The sequence below is a fragment of the Pseudomonas sp. RT4P38 genome (assembly GCF_054897765.1).
In genome coordinates this window covers 2,865,029-2,882,358 of record NZ_CM142703.1, presented here as the reverse complement: position 1 = coordinate 2,882,358, position 17,330 = coordinate 2,865,029, and the positions used below count along the sequence as shown (strand labels likewise).

Annotated in this window: 7 protein-coding genes; 1 reads left to right on the top strand and 6 read right to left on the bottom strand. The window is 60.5% G+C overall.

Translation table 11 applies throughout. The annotated features are described in order from the left end of the window. Window positions 1-13: 13 nt before the first annotated feature. The 5 genes from ACYZT7_RS13485 to ACYZT7_RS13465 form a co-directional block, all read right to left on the bottom strand. On the bottom strand, window positions 14-259 hold the full coding sequence (locus tag ACYZT7_RS13485; protein WP_462041393.1) for a 4Fe-4S dicluster domain-containing protein: 246 nt from the start codon (window positions 257-259) through the stop codon (window positions 14-16). Window positions 260-284: 25 nt separating this feature from the next. Beyond that, window positions 285-2,015, bottom strand: coding sequence for a fumarate reductase/succinate dehydrogenase flavoprotein subunit (locus ACYZT7_RS13480; RefSeq protein WP_462041787.1), 1,731 nt, complete (start codon window positions 2,013-2,015; stop codon window positions 285-287). Window positions 2,016-2,026: 11 nt separating this feature from the next. After that, the gene (locus ACYZT7_RS13475; protein WP_462041392.1) at window positions 2,027-2,779 is read right to left on the bottom strand and encodes a GntR family transcriptional regulator; all 753 of its coding nucleotides are present in this window, start codon (window positions 2,777-2,779) and stop codon (window positions 2,027-2,029) included. Between the two features lie 94 nt (window positions 2,780-2,873). Further along, complete coding sequence (locus tag ACYZT7_RS13470; protein ID WP_462041391.1) at window positions 2,874-3,839, bottom strand: Gfo/Idh/MocA family protein; 966 nt, start codon at window positions 3,837-3,839, stop codon at window positions 2,874-2,876. A 16-nt stretch (window positions 3,840-3,855) separates the two neighbouring features. Beyond that, window positions 3,856-4,743, bottom strand: coding sequence for a Dyp-type peroxidase (locus ACYZT7_RS13465; protein WP_462041390.1), 888 nt, complete (start codon window positions 4,741-4,743; stop codon window positions 3,856-3,858). A gap of 169 nt (window positions 4,744-4,912) precedes the next feature. On the opposite strand from ACYZT7_RS13465, the gene ACYZT7_RS13460 reads away from it, so the two are divergent. Then, a complete protein-coding gene (locus ACYZT7_RS13460; RefSeq protein ID WP_462041389.1) occupies window positions 4,913-5,212 on the top strand; it encodes a hypothetical protein in 300 nt (99 codons plus the stop codon). 575 nt (window positions 5,213-5,787) lie between these two features. Here the strand turns inward: ACYZT7_RS13460 and ACYZT7_RS13455 are convergent. Next, entirely contained in the window at window positions 5,788-16,665 is a 10,878-nt protein-coding gene (locus tag ACYZT7_RS13455) for a peroxidase family protein (protein WP_462041388.1), read from the bottom strand. Window positions 16,666-17,330 lie beyond the last annotated feature (665 nt).

Here is a 17,330-nt window from a genome sequence, read left to right as displayed (position 1 = left end):
ATTGGATTGTGTTTCAACGTAGGAGATAAGGAATCTCGACCCTCACCGCCCCGGTCGGGCAGTCCTTTTCGCACGGCATGCAGTACCAGCATTCGTCGAAGGCCATGTAGGCCTTCTGCGTGGCCGGGTTGATCGCCAGCAGGTCCATCGGGCACACATCGACGCACACGGTGCAGCCTTTGTGGGCGATGCAGAGGTCCTCGTCGACCGTGACGGGGGCATTGGAACGGAAGAAGATTTCCTGGGGTTGATAGGCCATTTCGCGGTCTCTCTTTTTGTGATGCTCAGGCCGCAAAGGCACCGACACGCAGCCGGTCGTAAGCCTGCATTTCATCGGCGTCCAGCGGGATGATGTAGGGCTCGACGGCTTTCTTGAAACTGGTCATCAGGCCGTTTTCATCCTTCTTCAAGTGGCAATGACAGAACCAGTCGCTGTCGTTGCGTTGCGGGTGGTCGACCCGATAGTGATAAAGCCCCCAGCGACTTTCGGCACGGAACAGCGAAGCGCGGGCCGCCATTTCGGCGCAGTCGCGGATCATGCTGACTTCCATGGCGCGCATCAGTTCGTGGGCGTTGTGGGCCTTGATCTGATCGAGATCGCGCTGGATATCGCTGAAGCGTTGCAGGCCGATCTGCATCTTCTTGGTCACTTTCGGCGGTTGCAGGTAGTCGTTGACGAAGCGCCGCAGCTTGTACTCGACCTGGGCTGGCGGCAGGCCGTGTTCGCGGTCCAGCGGTGCGTAGACCCGGGCTTTTTCTGTTTCGATCTGCTGGGCATCGACCGCAGAAAACTCGCGACCGGCGACAAAATCCGCCGCGTTGGTGCCGGCAAACCAGCCGTAGGTGAACGCGCCAAGCATGTAGTTGTGCGGCACCGCGGCCATGTCACCCGCCGAGTACAAACCCTTGACCGAGGTTTCCGCTTTCTCGTTGACCCACACGCCAGAGGCCGAGTGGCCGCTACAAAAGCCGATTTCCGAGATGTGCATCTCGACCATTTGCGTGCGGTAGTCGGTGCCGCGATTAGCGTGAAACTGGCCGCGACTCGGTCGTTCGTTGCTGTGCAGGATCTCTTCGATGTTCTGGATGGTTTCCTCGGCCAGGTGATCGAGTTTGAGGAATACCGGGCCGTTGCCGCTTTCGAGTTCCTGGTGGAACTCCCACATCATCTGGCCGCTCCAGTAATCGCACTCGATGAAGCGCTCGCCCTTGTTGTTCGCGGTGTAGCCGCCCAACGGACCCGTGACGTAGGCGCAGGCCGGGCCGTTGTAATCCTTGATCAGCGGGTTGATCTGGAAGCATTCGAGGTTCGCCAGTTCGGCCCCGGCGTGATAGGCCATGGCGTAACCGTCGCCGGCATTGGTGGGGTTTTCGTAGGTGCCCATCAGGTAACCCGAGGACGGCAATCCCAAACGTCCGGCGGCGCCGCAGCAGAGGATCACGGCTTTGGCCTTGATCACGTGGAAGTCAGCGGTGCGGCAGTCAAAGCCCATCACACCGTTGACCGCGCCCTCTTCATCCGTGAGCAAGCGGGTGCAAACGAGCCGGTTGGTGATGCTGACCCGTGCCCGTTTCAACTGGCGATACAGGACTTTTTTGATGTCATGCCCTTCCGGCATCGGCAGCACGTAGGCGCCCATGTGGTGGACCTTTTTCACTGCGTAGTCGCCGGTCTCGTCCTTCTCGAACTTCACGCCCCAGCGGTCCAGTTGTGAGAGGGTTTCGAAACTGTGAGTCGCGTAGGCATACACCGCCGCCTGATTGACGATGCCGTCGTTGGCGATGGTGATTTCCTTGGTGTACTGCTCGGGCGTCGAGTGACCGGGAATGATCGCGTTGTTCAGGCCGTCCATGCCCATGCTGATCGCGCCGCTGCGTTTAACGTTGGCCTTGTCGATCAGCAGCACGCGCAAATCACGATTGCGTTCCTTGGCCTTGATCGCCGCCATCGGTCCTGCGGTGCCGCCGCCGATCACGACGATGTCGTATTCCTGTTCGAGCGTGTTTCTAATCATTGAGCTGCTAGTCATGCCTGCGCCCCTTTTTGCCGGTCGATCCGCAGGCGGTACTGGAAGGCATCGCCGCGGTAGTAAAGGTGTTCGAAGTCCACGGGTTGGCCGCTGGCGTCGTGGGTCAGGCGCTCGATGCGCATGATCGGCGAGCCCGGTTCGACGTTCAGCGCCTGGGTCAGGTCGCTGTCGGCCAGCACCGCGTCGATGGCCAGGTCTGCATGACCGAGGGTCAGGCCGCAGTCGTTTTCCAGGATCAGGAAAATGTCGCGAGTGACCAGATCGGCCTTCTCCAGACGCTCGCCGATGGCCTTGGGCAGGTAGGTGATCTCCAGGGAAATCGGCTCACGGTTGATCAGCCGCACCCGTTTGATCTGCGCCACCGTCTCGCCTTCGGCGACTTGCAAGCGCTCGGCAACGAGTTTGTCGGCCGGTATGAATTTGAAACTGCGCAGGCGGTTGATCACCTCGTAGCCGCGACCGGTCATGGACTCGGCGAGCCCTTGCAGGGTGCTGACGTTCTGGAAGGTTTTCGGCTTGGCGACGAAGGTGCCTTTGCCGTGGATCTTGAAGATCAGCCCTTCTTTCTGCAGATCCCCCAGGGCTTGGCGCACGGTGATGCGGCTGACTTTGAAGAGTGCGCCGAGCTCGCTTTCCGAGGGCATCTGGCTGTCTTGCGGGTATTCGCCGTCGAGGATGCGGGCGCGAAGCACATCCCGCAGTTGGGTGTGCAGCGGAACGCTACTGAGGGAAAGAACGTTATCGGTCATGGAGATCACTTGTTATAACGAGTTATGACGTGATCTTATAGTTCTAATGGCGGGGTTGAGAAATACTGTTTGAGCATAAGGTTAGATGCGGGAATCAGCGCTTGAGGATCTGGTCCATTACCCAATCGGTTTTCAATGCCTGTTCGGCTACCGCCGGATGCTGCGCTTCACCCCGAATGTGCGCGTTCATGCCCAGCACGTGATGCCACTGGATGTGCGGGTGATTGTCGATGTGCAGGCTGAGGTTTTCATCGGCTTCAAGCTGAACCGGATGTTCATCGAATACGGAAAAGGTAATCCGGCCTTTGCTACCGATCAGTTCGACGCGATCTTCGCGGCGATCTGCAACAAAATTCCAGCAGCCCATGCCCAAGGCCCCGCCAGCAAAGCGCCAACTGGCGCTGACGGCGTCTTCAGCGGCATACAAACCGGCTTGCCGAGCGGTAAATCCGGCGACTTCGACGATGTCACCGAGCAGGTACTGGAACAGGTCGAAGCCATGGCTGGCCAGGTCGGCGAAATAACCACCGCCAGCAATTGCCGGGTCAGTTCGCCAGTTATCGGTGCCATCCTGATCCGCCGCCGATGGCGCTTTCGTGAGCGTCCAGGTCAAGTGCCGGACTTCGCCGATCCGCCCCTCTTCCAGCCACTGCCGCACCTGCTGGAAGCGCGGCAGCGAGCGACGGTAGTAAGAAACAAACAGGTGCAGCCCGGCGTCGGCAAAGACCTTTTGCATTTCACGGCTTTGCCCGGCATTCAGCGACATGGGTTTTTCGACGCAGCAATGTTTGCCGGCGGCGGCCACCCGCAAGACGTAAGCGTGATGACTGTCAGGTGGTGTGGCGATGTACACCGCGTCCACCTCGGGATCGTTGATCAGCGCTTCGACGTCGGTGTAGAACCGAGCGATGCCGTGGCGCGCGGCGTAATCCGTCACCGCTTCCAGACGCCGGCCCATCACCGCCACCAGCGCCGAGCCAGGCACCTTGTAGAAAGCCGGCCCGCTCTTGCGTTCAGCGACGCTGCCACAACCGATCATGCCCCAGCGCACCACGTTCATACTCACTCCTTGATGGTTAGCCGACGCGCAGTGCGCGCAGGTCCAGATGACCGTCCTTGAGCGGCGGGCACCAGTAGTAGCCGCCAGTGATCGGTCGGCTGATGCGGTACAAACCGTCGGTGATGCCGTCTTCCAGACCGCTCATGCGGCGCAGTTGGGCTTCGAAGGCGTCGAGGGAGAAACCGAAGGCCAGGAACATCAGGCCGGCGCGGTCGCCTTCGATCCAGGGCATGGAACGGCGCACCACGAATGCCTCGGGGGCGAAGCTTTCCTGGGCGGTGCGTTTGACGTGCGCAGAGATCGGCGCGTCGTCGATTTCTTCGTTGTCGCTCAAACGACGGCCCATGATGTTGTCCTTCTCATGGGAAGGCATCGCGTGGAAGCCTTTCAGATCATGCTGCCACTGCTGGATCGCGGCGAAGCTGCCGCCGACGATTCCGTCAGCGCCGTCACTTATCAGCGCGGCGGCGACGGCCGCTTCGTCGTGAGGGTTTTCGGTGCCGTCTTCATAACCGGTCAGGTCATGGCCGATGAGGTGGCAGAAGGTTTCGTTCATCTGCACCAGGCGCAAGGCGGGTGCCAGCGCGGCTTCGATGGCGTTGCTGCGATTGAGCAATTCGCCACGGTCGACACCGTGCAACCAGCACCACAGGGCGTGCTGGGTCGACGGGTTGTCAACGCCGACACCGGTCAACGCTGGAAAGGTGCGCAGGCCTTCGATTTGCCCCTTGAGGGCCTTGACCAGGGATTCACCGAACCCGACCACTGCCGACTTTCCGTCCACCAGCCCCTGCAGATTTTCCAGCGCGGCCGGCAATGCAGCGGCGGATTCGAGTGCGAAGAACATATGACGGGCTTGAGGCGGTACTGGGGTGGCGAGAATGCCCGGCTGGTAGTAACTCATATGAACTCCTTTGGAAAGAGCGCGAAGTTTAACCGCAGCATCAGCCGTTGTGTGTTTTCGGGTCAAAAGATCATGTGTTTCTGGAATGTATAAAAACCTCGAGCCCGTCTAATCTGAGTAGAGCACGACCACAAACACGCCTCTAGCCTCTTGATACAGGGGAAATGGGATGACCGGAAAAACAGCGCGGCAATGCTCGTCATGGCTCCTACCCTCCCTGCTCGCCATCAACCTTGCGCTAACAGCGGGATGTGCAGGCAAAGCTGCCACGTCCCGCTATTCGGCCCCAAGCATAGGCTCAAGCTGCTATGCAAAAGCGCTGCCCACTGCCGGCGAGGGGGGCCTGGCTTGGGGCTCCACCTTGAGCATGGCGCGCAAAAAATCCCTGGATAATTGCATACGCTATGCCGGCCGATCCGGTGGCACGCCGAATACCTGCAAAGTGGTGTTGGCGGAGTGCAGAAATTAATAGAGCGCCAGCGAAGCATTGCCATACCCACGTTGAGAGAAATTCCCCATAAATGGGCGGTATTACCCGCATCCTATTTCAACTTTTTTGATGGAGAACTGGCCACAGAATCAGGCTACCCCGCGGGCGGGGATTTATAGGCTGTTCAATTTTTTTGGCATAGAGAATGCTGTGCGTTCACTAGCGCACTAATTGAGAGTTTGAAGCGGTGCCACTGGAAAAACAGCTGCGCCGAAGATCAGGCGCGCATTGCCAGCCCTTCCGAGGAGTCACTTTCATGCGCATCGAGCCGCTAATCCTCACGCTGGTACTTATTCTTTTCATTTTTGCGATAGGGGCAGCCTGGACTCTTATCGGCTTGTTCAGCAGTTAAGAGTCAGTGGGAAGCATTCATCACGTTTGGGTGACAGGTGGCGGGTGTGTCGAAAACCGAATAACAGAAACAGGGTGAGCAGGCCGAGGACGGTGGTTCACCCATTTTCAGCTTAACAAACGGCCAGGTTCTTAAAAAAAGGGAGGGCATCCATGCCCTCCCTTCCGCTTTCCACGCGTCTGCAACAGTACTGATCAGGACCTCAAGTGGCGAGAATGAAGTCTGCGGCAGTGACGGTTGTTGCATCGGCCACACCGACCAGGCGGATGGAGTCAGGTCCTGCGTAGCTGAGCAAGGTATCCGCACCGACATCGGTGATGATGACGCTGCCGGCAAAGGTCGCAGCAGTGACGCCGAACGCGGAAATATCGAGCCGGTCCTGGCCTCCCACCGCGTCGGCATCGAAGCCGATGATCTGATCAGTCCCGAAGCCCGCTGCGAACATGAAGATATCGTTGCCACTGCTGGCAACCATCATGTCGTTGCCGGCACCGCCAGTGACCGTATCGTTGCCAGTACCGCCATCGATAAAGTCATTGCCAGTGCCACCGTTCAGGGTATCCGTGCCAATGCCACCGAACAGTTGGTCGTTGCCGCCGCCACCATTGAGGGTGTCATTACCCACCCCGCCGGTGATGACGTTGTTCAACCCGTTACCGTTACCGACGAAGTTGCCGACTCCGGTGTAGGTCAGGTTCTCGACATTACCGCCCAGCGTGTAGCTGGCCAGCGAAGTCTGCACGGTGTCCGTACCGCCACCCGCCACCTCGACCACCACGTCTAAGGCTGCATCGACGACGTAGGTATCGTTGCCGGCGCCCCCCAGCATCCGGTCAGCACCTGCACCGCCATTGAGGAGGTCGTTACCCACCCCGCCGGTGATGGTGTTGGCCTGCGCGTTACCGGTACCGGTGAAGTCACCGGCTCCCGTATAGGTCAGGTTCTCGACGTTGGCACCGAGCTGGTAGCTCGTCAGGCTGGTTTGTACCAGATCGGTACCACCACCCAGCGCCTCGGTGACAAGGTCACCGACGTTGTCGACCACAAACGTGTCGTTGCCGGCACCACCGTTCATGGCATCTGCGCCGAGCCCACCATTGAGGGTGTCGTTGCCGTCCTCGCCATTGAGGACGTCGTTGTCGCCTCCGCCGTTGAGGATGTCGTTGCCAGTGCCGCCAAACAACTGGTCGATACCGGCCAGGCCATTCAGCGTATCGTTCCCGCCCAGGCCAAGCAGCACATCGTTACCTACGGTGCCGGTGAGGGTGTTGTCCAAAGCGTTGCCCTGCAGCACCACGCCCAGTGCCGCAACCGCCACCGTCGCCGCCGAGGTCACCGACTCCAGCGTGCCGAAGCCATCGGTGTAGCGCACGATCACTCGCAGTTGCAGATTGACCTGCGCCGCACCAGGGGTGAAGGTCGCAGCGGTCGCGCCGTTGATGTCGGTGAAGGACGCGCCGACACCTTGCTGCCACTGGAAGCTGAAGGTGCCCAGCCCATCCGGATCGGCAATCCCAGCCGTCAGCGCGGTCAGCACCTGCCCTTGATCCGGTGTCGTATCGCTGATCAGCAACGCGCCTGTCGGTGCATCGTTGACGTTGGCCACCGGCCCCAGGATGTTGGATGAAACGCTTTCGGCCGCACCGAAGTCATCCACATAACCGATCACCACGCGCACTTCCTGGCCGACCTGATCCTGGCCAAGCGCGAACGTGCTACCGGTAGCGCCGTTGATGTTGACGAAACCAAGCCCGTTGCTCGCCTGCCATTGGTAGGTGAACTGCGGATTGCTCAGGCCATCAATGTCGATGATGCTCGCCGGGTCAGCGGTCAACACCTGGTTCTGCACTGCAAGCCCGGTTACGGTCGGCCCTTCAGTCGGTGCATCGTTGACGTTGTCCACCGGACCCAGGATGTTGGACGAAACGCTTTCGGCCACACCGAAGTTATCCACGTAACCCATCACCACGCGCACTTCCTGGCCAACCTGAGTCTGGCCAAGCGCGAACGTGCTACCGGTAGCGCCGGCGATGTTGACGAAGCCCAGCCCGTCGTTCGCCTGCCACTGGTAGGTGAACTGCGGATTGCTCAGGCCATCGAGGTCGATGATGCTCGACGGGTCAGCGGTCAACAGCTGGTTCTGTACTGCAAGCCCCGTTACGGTCGGCCCTTCAGTCGGTTCGCTGTTCCCAGCAGAGTCGACGATTTCCAGCGTACCCTTGGCATCCTGGTACACCGCCCGGACGCGGATGTTCAGACCCGCCACATCGTCCGTCACCCGGTAGGTGGTGCCGCTCGCTCGCGATGCCTCGCCAGCGGCGACGAAGGTGATGTCGTCATAGATGCCCGAGCCGGCAATGGTTTCGACCTGCCAGTAGTAAGCCACCCCACCGGTCACCGCACCGGTCGGGTTGACCACACTCTGACTGTCCGCGTCGTGTACCGCCCGATCGCTGACGCGCAGCAGCTGGCCGGCGACAGGCGTATCGTCACGCACACCGGTGGCAGCATCGAGGATTGCCAGATGGCCCGATGGGTCGTTGTTTTGCGCGGTCCCCACTCCAGACAACTGCGCAACGTCAGCGAACTGCAGTCGCTCGATGCCCGTCAAGCGATCGACGCCATCACGCCCCGCCACCGAGTCGGTCACAATGACCGTGTCGCCATCGATCTCGATGCCGTATTCCCCCAAATTACCGGAGAACAGCGCGGTGTCGAAGCTGTCATTGCCGGTCAGAATCTCCCGCACGATGACCAACTGGCCCGGGTTGTAAGTTCCGTTCAGCATAAACGGCACCAGTGGCTCCATGCTGTTGAACGTGGCGATTTCCGCGCCAGTGCCGTCAGCGTTCGCCCGTACGCTGATGCGTACGTTCAGCCACTTGTCACCGTCGATGATGTCGTCACCACCGCGACCTTCGATCAGGTCGCTGCCGCCACCGCCCAGGATGATGTTGCCGCCGTCGAAGAACGTCGCTCCGGCGGGCAGCAGATCAGCGAGGCCGTCGATCAGGTCAATGTTGGTCAACACACTGCCGGTTGCACCCGCAGTGGGTAGCGACGTGGCATCTTCGTTGTCACCGCGCAGGAAGTCACCGTGGGACGAACCCGACAGACCTTCCATGATGTCGAAACGCACCTGCGCCGAAGCACCCGAACCCGGCAGCGGCGGAACATCGAAAAAGCGGTCGGTGAAATCGATGGTCACGCCTTGGGCGAGCCCCTTGAAGGTTGCCCAGTCATAGCCGGAGCCACCGATATAACGGTCACCGAAGCCGAGACTGCCGACCATGATGTCGTCGCCACCCTCGCCGTTGAACTTATCGTTCTCGCTACCGCCGATGAACACATCGTGGCCGATTATAGGGTCGTTGCCGAGCGGGTCGAAGTTGTCGCCAGGTGCACCGTCCGAGGTGCCCTTCTCGATCCAGTCGTCGCCTTCGTTACCCATGTCCTGTTCGTTGGCTTTGCTACCCAGGATGAAGTCGTTGCCGTGGCCACCAATGGCCTCGGAAGCGTCTTCACCGGTCACGATGAAGTCATTGCCGAACCCGCCGATGATCAGGTTGACGCCGTTGCCACCGTGCAGCACGTCGTTGCCGTCGCCACCCTGGATGTTATCGTCGCCGCCGCGGTCGCTGATGATGTCGTCGCCGGCGCCACCGCGCAGTTGGTCGTTGCCGTCACCGCCTTCGATGCGATCGTTGCCGCCGTCCCCCCAGACCGTGTCATCACCTTCACTCGAAACGAGGATGTCTGCGCCGTTGGTACCGCCTAGCACGATGTGCTCTTCACCCGAGTACCGGATGTAGTTGGCGTCCGGCCCCGCCGTCAGCGGGTTGTCGCGGAACACCACCTGCTCGCCGTTCTCGCCAAGCGGATCGGCGTTGCCCAGGCCTTCGTTGAACTGCTTGCTCTGGTCCCTTTCCAGATAGAACGCAGGGTCCGAGAACACCAGGCCCGGCAAGTGCGTGACCGAGGTGTTGGCCATGATCAGCTTGGCGAACGAGTTGCTTTCCAGTTCGGCATTCATCGACAGGCCAGCGGTACGCTCCAGATAGTAGAAGCGGTCACCGTCCTGCAGTTTTTCCAACTGGTTCTCGAACACGAAGTTGAAGGTCGAGCCGAGCATGCCGCCGAACGGAGTTTTCTCTTCGGCCAGGCCGCCGATCCAGAGGTCGATGGCATCGACACCCGTGACAGTCACACCCTTCAGATCGTCGCCAGTACCCAGCAGCCCATCCTTGCCGGCCCGCGTCACGTTGGCCCAAGTGCCAGTGCCGTTGAGGAAATCCAGGCGGTCAGCCGGCGCACCCGTACCACCGAATACCAGCGCCAGGGCTGCAGCGCGTTTGCCTTCCAGCGTGGTCGCCGCCGTGATCGTGTCATGAGTGCCATAGGCCGCGATGAAGTTGATCAACGACTCTGGATGTTTGAGGTGCTGCACCAGGTCGACCCAGCTGGTGTACGGCTTGAGTTGGGTATCACCGGTTTGGCTGTAGATGTCGCGGCGGACCGCATTGAGCGAAGGAATCCCCACGTCGCGGCCACGGGCGATATTGATCGCCGGCAGGTCAAGCGGCAGGCCGAGCAGGTTGTTGCGCAGCGCCTCGGTGACGAACTCGTCGATTTCGTTACCGGCTTGCCGAGTCATCCCACGCACGATCGCACTGGTCGCATCCTCGGGCGTTACGCCACTGGCGACGTACGCCAACGGGTTGAGGAACGCCGCGATCAAGCCAAGTTGCTGATCGGGATCAGCGCTGTTCGGATCGCCAACCACGTTGAAATCGACATCGAAGCGATCGACGGTCTCGGTCAGCATCGAGTGGCCAAACCGGTACACGGTGTGGGCGAACTCGGCGACGATCGAGGCATCGAGGTCAACGTCATAGACCTGGGTCGGTGCGAAGAACAGGTCGACGTTAGGCTGGATGGTCCGGGCAAACTCCTCGAACACCAGGTGCTGATACTGCATCTCGGTGCCGAACTTGGCAGCCTGGAACAGGCGCTCGCCATTCCACACCAGCGCATCGATCTCGGCCTGGTTGGCGGGCAACCCGCTCACTGGAGTGAGCAGCCACTCGTTGAGAAAGGCCAGGTCAGCCGAATCGAGCACGGTGTCCTTGGTCTGCGCGACCAGCCGATTGTGCTCGGAGTGGAAAATCGCATGCACCGCGGTCAGGCCAATGTTCTCGTTGACCCGGCCGTCGCCAGCGATGTAATGCGCATCGAGCAACTCGTTGTCGTAGGCCAGGTTGGCCCCGGTGTGCGGATTGGCCGGCACTGCGTTGCCAATATCGGAATCCGCGTCAGGCACGAGCACGCCACTGCTGAACACCGGCGCTGCATTGTGGGCAATGTCGGCGAGGAACTGGTGACCGGTGCGCACCGCATTGGTCAGGCTAATGGGGGAAAGCGGATTGCCTTCGACCAGAACGTCATCAGCCGTGCCGCCCAGACCGTCAACCCCCTTCATCACGACCATCGGGAAGCCGTTCGGCCCCTTGATGAAATTGCCATAGGCGTCGGTCGCCAACAGCGGCGAGTTATCGACGTCGGCATCAGTCAGGCGGATACCCAGGATGTCGTTGGCCTGCGCCTTGACCACCTTCCAGGTCGCCATACCACCGATTTCGCTGTCGTCTGCAGTCCCAAACTTGCCGTCCTCCCCCAGGTCACGGTTAGTGATCAGTCTGCCGGTCGCGATGGGGCCGTTGTCGGTCAGCTCATAACCGCGCAGGAAAACCTGGTGCGACGGGTGCGAGCTGTAGGTCTGGTTTTGGTCCACGAATGGCGAGGTGGTGTTGGTGTGCTCACGGATGTCGTCGGCCGTGCCGAGAACGCCATCCGCCCCTGGCAGGTTGGTCGCGCGGGTCAGCACCATGAAGTTAGTGTTGCCGCCTGGCACATACAGCGGATCATCCGGTTGCAGCGGGATGAAGATGGTGCCCGAACCGCCTTTGGTCAGCAGGTCCAGACCATGATCGAAGAACTGCCCGAAGAAAGTCATCCAGGCATTGAACGGCGCGGACAACCCCGCATCCGCCGTGGTGTTCTCGAACAGGTACACATCCTGGTCGTCGGCAGTACCGAACTGACCATCCATGCCGGGGCTGGCGACTATCCGTGTGCCATCCTTGAGCACGTCGTCGTTACCCACCTCGCCGAAGTTGAGCACACCGTCCGCACCCGGGTCGTAAGCCGTGGCATAGGCCGCCGGGTTGTTCGACGTCTGGTCGACGATCAGGTTGCTGATGGTGCGCGGCTGCGAGTCAAACACGGCGCCGCTGGTCTGCTGATACGACGATCCCGGAATGGCCGGCGAGCCGGGGCCGAAGAAGCCGGCAGGTGCACCTTCCGCCGGATTGAAGACTGGATCGGTCAAGCGCGGAAAGACGTTGTCGGCGGCGCCAAACTCGGTGTTGTTGATGCCGTTGAGGTTCATCAGGTTGTTGTTCGAGCCATCGACCGCACGCAGGCCCAACGGCGCGCGGATATTCGGGATCAGCGAAAGGATGTCCTGACCGGCCGCGTCAGCCTCGGCAATCTTGATCTGATCAAGAATGAAGTTGAGGTCGGAGCGGACCATGTTGAGGCCCTCGCCGCCCGCGGTAGCATTGACAACGGGTGTCTGCGCCGTCGGCACAACCGGCGCGCCGGGTTCCACCACGGCAGTCGGCTGCGAGAACAGCACTTCAGTCGTGCCATGACCATCCTGATAGATCGCCTTGACCCTCAGTGACAGCCCGGCAAGATCAGGCGAGACCTTGAAGGCGGTGCCGTCTGCGCTCTGGAATGCCAGGTTACCGGCAGGCAGCAGAATGATGTCTTCGAAAATGCCGGTGCCCGGGTCGGCTTCGAACTGCCAAAAGTAGGACACCGAGGCGTTGTTGATAAAACCCTGCAGATTACCCACCGCGATGTTGTTGGCATCGCGCACCCCGGCCACGTTCACCGTCAGCGTATCGCCCACTGTGATTGCGCCGCCGTTTGCATCCGTGACGGTTGGTGTGCCGAGCGGTTGTGCATTCAGCCCCGGCACCAGCACTTGCTGGGTATCGGCGAACTGCAGGCGTTCGATATGCAGCAAGGTATCGGTGCCGTCGCGACCCACTTCGGTATCGGTCACCGTCCAGACATCGTCCGCCACATTGGCCGTGCCGCGGGTGTCACGCGTCACCACATACTCGGACTGAAGCCCGGAGAAAATGGCGGTGTCAAAGGCCGCCCCGCCCGTCGAGCTGCCGGGCAGGATTTCCCGCACGGCCTTGAGCTGACCCGGGTTATAAGTGCCGTCGATCATGAACGGGATCATATCGACCATGCTGTCGAAGGTGGCGATCTCGGGGCCGGTATGATTGATGTCACCGGCGTCATAGACCGCAATCCTGACGTTGAGCCATTTGTCGCCATCGATCAGATCATCCCCACCGCGGCCCTCGATCAGGTCACTGCCATTGCCACCCAGGATAATGTTGCCCGTGGCAAAGCCGGTGGTCGGCAAACCGGCGTCGGCCAGAAACTGCTCCAGCCCGCGGATCAACGCCACATTGGTCAGCGCACTGCCCGTGGTGCCACCGTGGTCGACGATAGTGACCGCATTAACATTATCGCCCTTGAGCACATCGCCGAATTGCGAACCAGACAAGCCTTCGACCTCGGCAAAACGGTCGAGGATCGAGGCCGGCGACGCGCCGACCGGGTTGAACGGCCCGTTGTTCTGGTTTGGTGCGTTGCCGTGTGGCTGCGCCAGCGCGGCCATGGTCAGGTCAACGGTCACGCCGACCCGGTCATTTTTGTGGGTTACCCAGTCGAAACCGGACATGCCGTCCATATTGTCCTGGGCATCGCTGCCGACAAAGATGTCATCGCCACCCTCGCCGATCATTTCGTCGAAGCCACCACCACCGACAAAGATGTCGTTGCCGATCACATCGTCATTGAGCAACGGCGAGGCGTTGTCGCCAGGCGCGCCGTCCTGGGTGCCTTTCTCGATCCAGTCATCGCCTTCGTTGCCGGTGGCTGGCAGGTTGGTCTTGGCGCCGAGGATGAAATCGTCACCCTGACCGCCGAAGGTGGTGCTAACGTCCTCGGTGGTGATGATGAAGTCCTGGCCATCGCCCCCCAGGATCAGGTTACCTCCAGCCAGCATGCTGCCAGCCACGATCACATCGTTACCGGCATTACCTTCCAGACGGTTGTCGCCGAACGAGTCGGTGATGATGTCATCGCCCGCGCCGCCCAGTACCGCATCGTTCCCGGCGCCGCCTTCGAGGCGATCGTTGCCGCCGTCGCCGTAAAGGGTGTCATCGCCATCACCGGAGACAATGATGTCATTGCCGGCGGTGCCACCGAGGACGACATGGTCTTCACCGGTGTATTGCAGATAATTACTGTCCGCGCCAACAGTGTTGGGGTTGTCGCGGATCACCAGCGGCACGATTTCCACGCCGTTGATCATGAGGCCGCCCGTCGGATCGGCGCCGCCGTTTGCGCCAAGGCCGGTGAACTGATTGGCCTGATTCACTTCCAGGGTGTACGTCGGCGTCAGGAACACCGTGTTCGACAGGTGAGTGACATCGGTGTTGAGCATGATCAGCTTGGCAAAGGAGTTGTTCTCCAGCTCGGTGCCGAAGTTCAGGCCCGCGACGCGCGACAGATAGTAGAAGCGGTCGCCGTTCTGCAACGCCTCCATCTGGGTCTCAAACACGAAGTTGAACGACGAGCCGAGCATCCCGCCGAACGGCATCTTCTGCTCGGCGAGGCCACCGACCCAGAAGTCGATGTCGTCGACGCCCGTGATCGTTACACCCGTCAGGTCGTCTGCGGTACCCAGTACCCCATCCCTGCCGGCCTTCGTTACGTTGGCCCAGGCACCGCTACCGTTGAGGAAGTCCAGGCGGTCAGCCGGCGAACCGGCACCACCGAACACCAGCGCCAGGGCAGCATCGCGTTTGCCTGCCAGCGTAGTCGCGGCCGTAATGGTGTCATGCGTGCCATAGGCCGCGATGAAGTTGACCAACGACTCGGGGTGCTTGAGGTTGTCCGCCCAGTCAGCCCAACTGATGTACGGCTTGAGTTGGCTGTCACCGGTTGATTCGTAAAACTCACGCCGCGCCTCATTCAACGTGGGGATGCCAGTGTCGCGACCACGCGCCAGGTTCAGGGCCGGCAAATCGAGGGGCAGACCGAGCAGATTGTTGCGCAACGCTTCGGTGACGAACTCGTCGATCTCGTTGCCGAGCTGGCGGGTCACGCCGCGAATGATCGCTCCTGCCGCTTCGTCCGCGGTAGCCCCGCTGCCGGCGAACGCCAACGGGTTGAGGAAGGCCGCGATCAGACCGAGTTGCGAGTCCGGGTTGTTCGGGTCAGTGAGGAGCGGATTGAACTCGGGGTCGAAGCGATCGACAGTCTCGGTCAACATCGAGTGACCAAAGCGGTACACCACGTGGGCGAACTCGGCGAGGATGGCCGGGTTAATCGAGGTGTCATACCCGTTGGGGGCAAGGAATTCGTCGATCTGCGGCTGAACGGTCCGCGCGAACTCCTCGAACACCAGGTGCTGGTACTGCATCTCGGTGCCGAACTTGGCGGCCTGGAACAGCCGTTCGCCGTCCCACACCAATGCCGCGATTTCGGCGAGTGTGGTCGGTATCGCGGCAACGTCGTCGACCAGCCACTCATTGAGGAACGCCAGATCGCCAGCGGCCAGGATGGTGTCCTTGGATTGCTGGACCAGGCGGTTGTGCTCGGAGTGGAACACATGGTGCACGGCGGTCAGACCGATGTTCTCGTTCGCCCGGCCATCGCCGGCAATGTAGTGAGCGTCGAGCAGTTCGTTGTCGTAGGTCAGGTTTTTGCCACCCGCGCCAACGGGCTGCGCATTGCCGATATCGGCGTCAGCATCCGCCTGCAGAACCCCGCCGACGACTACCGGCGCAGCATTGTGGGCGATGTCGTCGAGGAAGCCATGCCCGGTGCTCACGGCGCTGGCCAGACTGATCGGAGCATCCCGGTTGCCTTCGACCAGTTGCGTGACGTCATCAGCCGTCCCGGCGATACCGTCAGCGCCGTTACTGATGCGCATCACCACCTGCGGCATACCGCTCGAGCCCCGCATGAAGTTGCCATACGCATCGGTTGCCAGCAGCGGCACGTTGTGCACATCGGCGTCGGTCAGGTTGATGCCGAGAATGTCACGGGCCTGGGCCTTGACCACTGCCCAGGTCGCCATGCCACCATTTTCGGCGCCGCCATCATCGGCAGTGCCGAACTTGCCATCGGCGCCCAGATCGCGGTTGGTAATCAAGCGCCCCGTTGCAACAGGGTCACCTGCCGCGTTGAGGACGTACTCGCGCAGGAACACCTGATGCGACGGGTGCGAGCTGTAAGTCTGGCTCTGGTCTACGAACGGCGAGGTGGTGTTGGGCTGGCCATCATCGGTAGTGCCGACAATTCCGTCCGCGCCGGCCGTACGCACAGCACGTGACAGCACCATGAAGTTGGTCGGGCTGCCCGGCACGAACAACGGATCGTCCGGCTGCAACGGAATAAACACAATGTCGGTACTGCTCTTGCTGAGCAGGTCGAGGCCGTGGTCGAAGAACTGGCCAAAGAAGGTCATCCACGAGTTGAAGCCGGCGGTGAGACCGACGTCCGGCGACTCATTGGGGATGAAGAACACTTCCTTGTCGTCGGCCGTGCCGAACACACCATCGAAACCTGGGCTGATCACCGGGTCGGCACCGCCGTTCGCCGCAACCGCGGCCGGGTTGCTGGCGGTCTGATCATTGATCAGATTACTGATAATCCGTGGCTGCGGGTCGATCACCGACCCGGTCCCGGCATAGGCCGCTCGATAAGAGGCATCCAGCAGGCGCAGGAAAGAATTGTCCGCGGCGCCAAATTCAGTTTGCCCGGCGACCAGGTTGTTGTAGCTGCCATCGACGGTACGCAGGCCGAATGGCACCTGACTGTTGGGTAGCAAATCACTGAGGCTGGCGCCGTCGGCATGCGCTTCTGCGATGAAGATTTGCTTGAGGATGAATTCCAGGTCCGACTTGTTGAAATTGGCCATTTAGATTGCCCTCGATCTCTTTGGGGGAAGGACACGGGACGATAAAAATCCTCCCGCGCCCAGCCAGGTGCTGGCTTGCGCAGTGTGTTGGTTCATTTTTTTGGCGAGAGCTGGCACGGGATGGCAGAGCCGTTAAACGGCCACCCCGGGATGCGCGCCTGGAATTCGCGAAAGAATGGCTCGCTCAGCGATTAGGCAGAGCGAACCCGAGCCCTGGGTGGGCCATGGAAACTTGAAGAAAAGGCGAACTTCCTGAACAGCCCCTTCACTCCGCAGAAGAACGAAATCATCGACATGGTGTGCTCCCTCGGGAAAATCACCGCGCCTTGCGTTGCCAAAAAGTTGACAGGCTCCAGGCGGGTGGTTCCCTCAATTGAGTGAGACTAAAGTTGCAGAGTAAAAAATTGTCAATTTTACGACGTATAAAACAGACGACTGGTAACTGACCTATTAACTAGCTGTTTTTATGAGACTTATAGAATTTTCTTAGCGGCATTAGAGCGAAATGTTATTTCAGTTTGTTTCGACGACACCTACGCTGCTGCCATGAGAGCGACGCAGTGATTTGCAGGTGATGCGCCCCTAGAGCGACCAACCTGCGTATCAACCAGCTACCTGCGGAACTGCATCTGTTAGTTGTTGCGCCGCAAGGGCAAACGGCTTTT

Bases quoted from the DNA above. Each gene is read 5' to 3' on its own strand.
- ACYZT7_RS13475 (WP_462041392.1), bottom strand. From the start codon at position 2,779: ATGACCGATAACGTTCTTTCCCTCAGTAGCGTTCCGCTGCACACCCAA.
- ACYZT7_RS13470 (WP_462041391.1), bottom strand. From the start codon at position 3,839: ATGAACGTGGTGCGCTGGGGCATGATCGGTTGTGGCAGCGTCGCTGAA.
- ACYZT7_RS13455 (WP_462041388.1), bottom strand. From the start codon at position 16,665: ATGGCCAATTTCAACAAGTCGGACCTGGAATTCATCCTCAAGCAAATC.
- ACYZT7_RS13480 (WP_462041787.1), bottom strand. From the start codon at position 2,015: ATGATTAGAAACACGCTCGAACAGGAATACGACATCGTCGTGATCGGC.
- ACYZT7_RS13465 (WP_462041390.1), bottom strand. From the start codon at position 4,743: ATGAGTTACTACCAGCCGGGCATTCTCGCCACCCCAGTACCGCCTCAA.
- ACYZT7_RS13485 (WP_462041393.1), bottom strand. From the start codon at position 259: ATGGCCTATCAACCCCAGGAAATCTTCTTCCGTTCCAATGCCCCCGTC.
- ACYZT7_RS13460 (WP_462041389.1), top strand. From the start codon at position 4,913: ATGACCGGAAAAACAGCGCGGCAATGCTCGTCATGGCTCCTACCCTCC.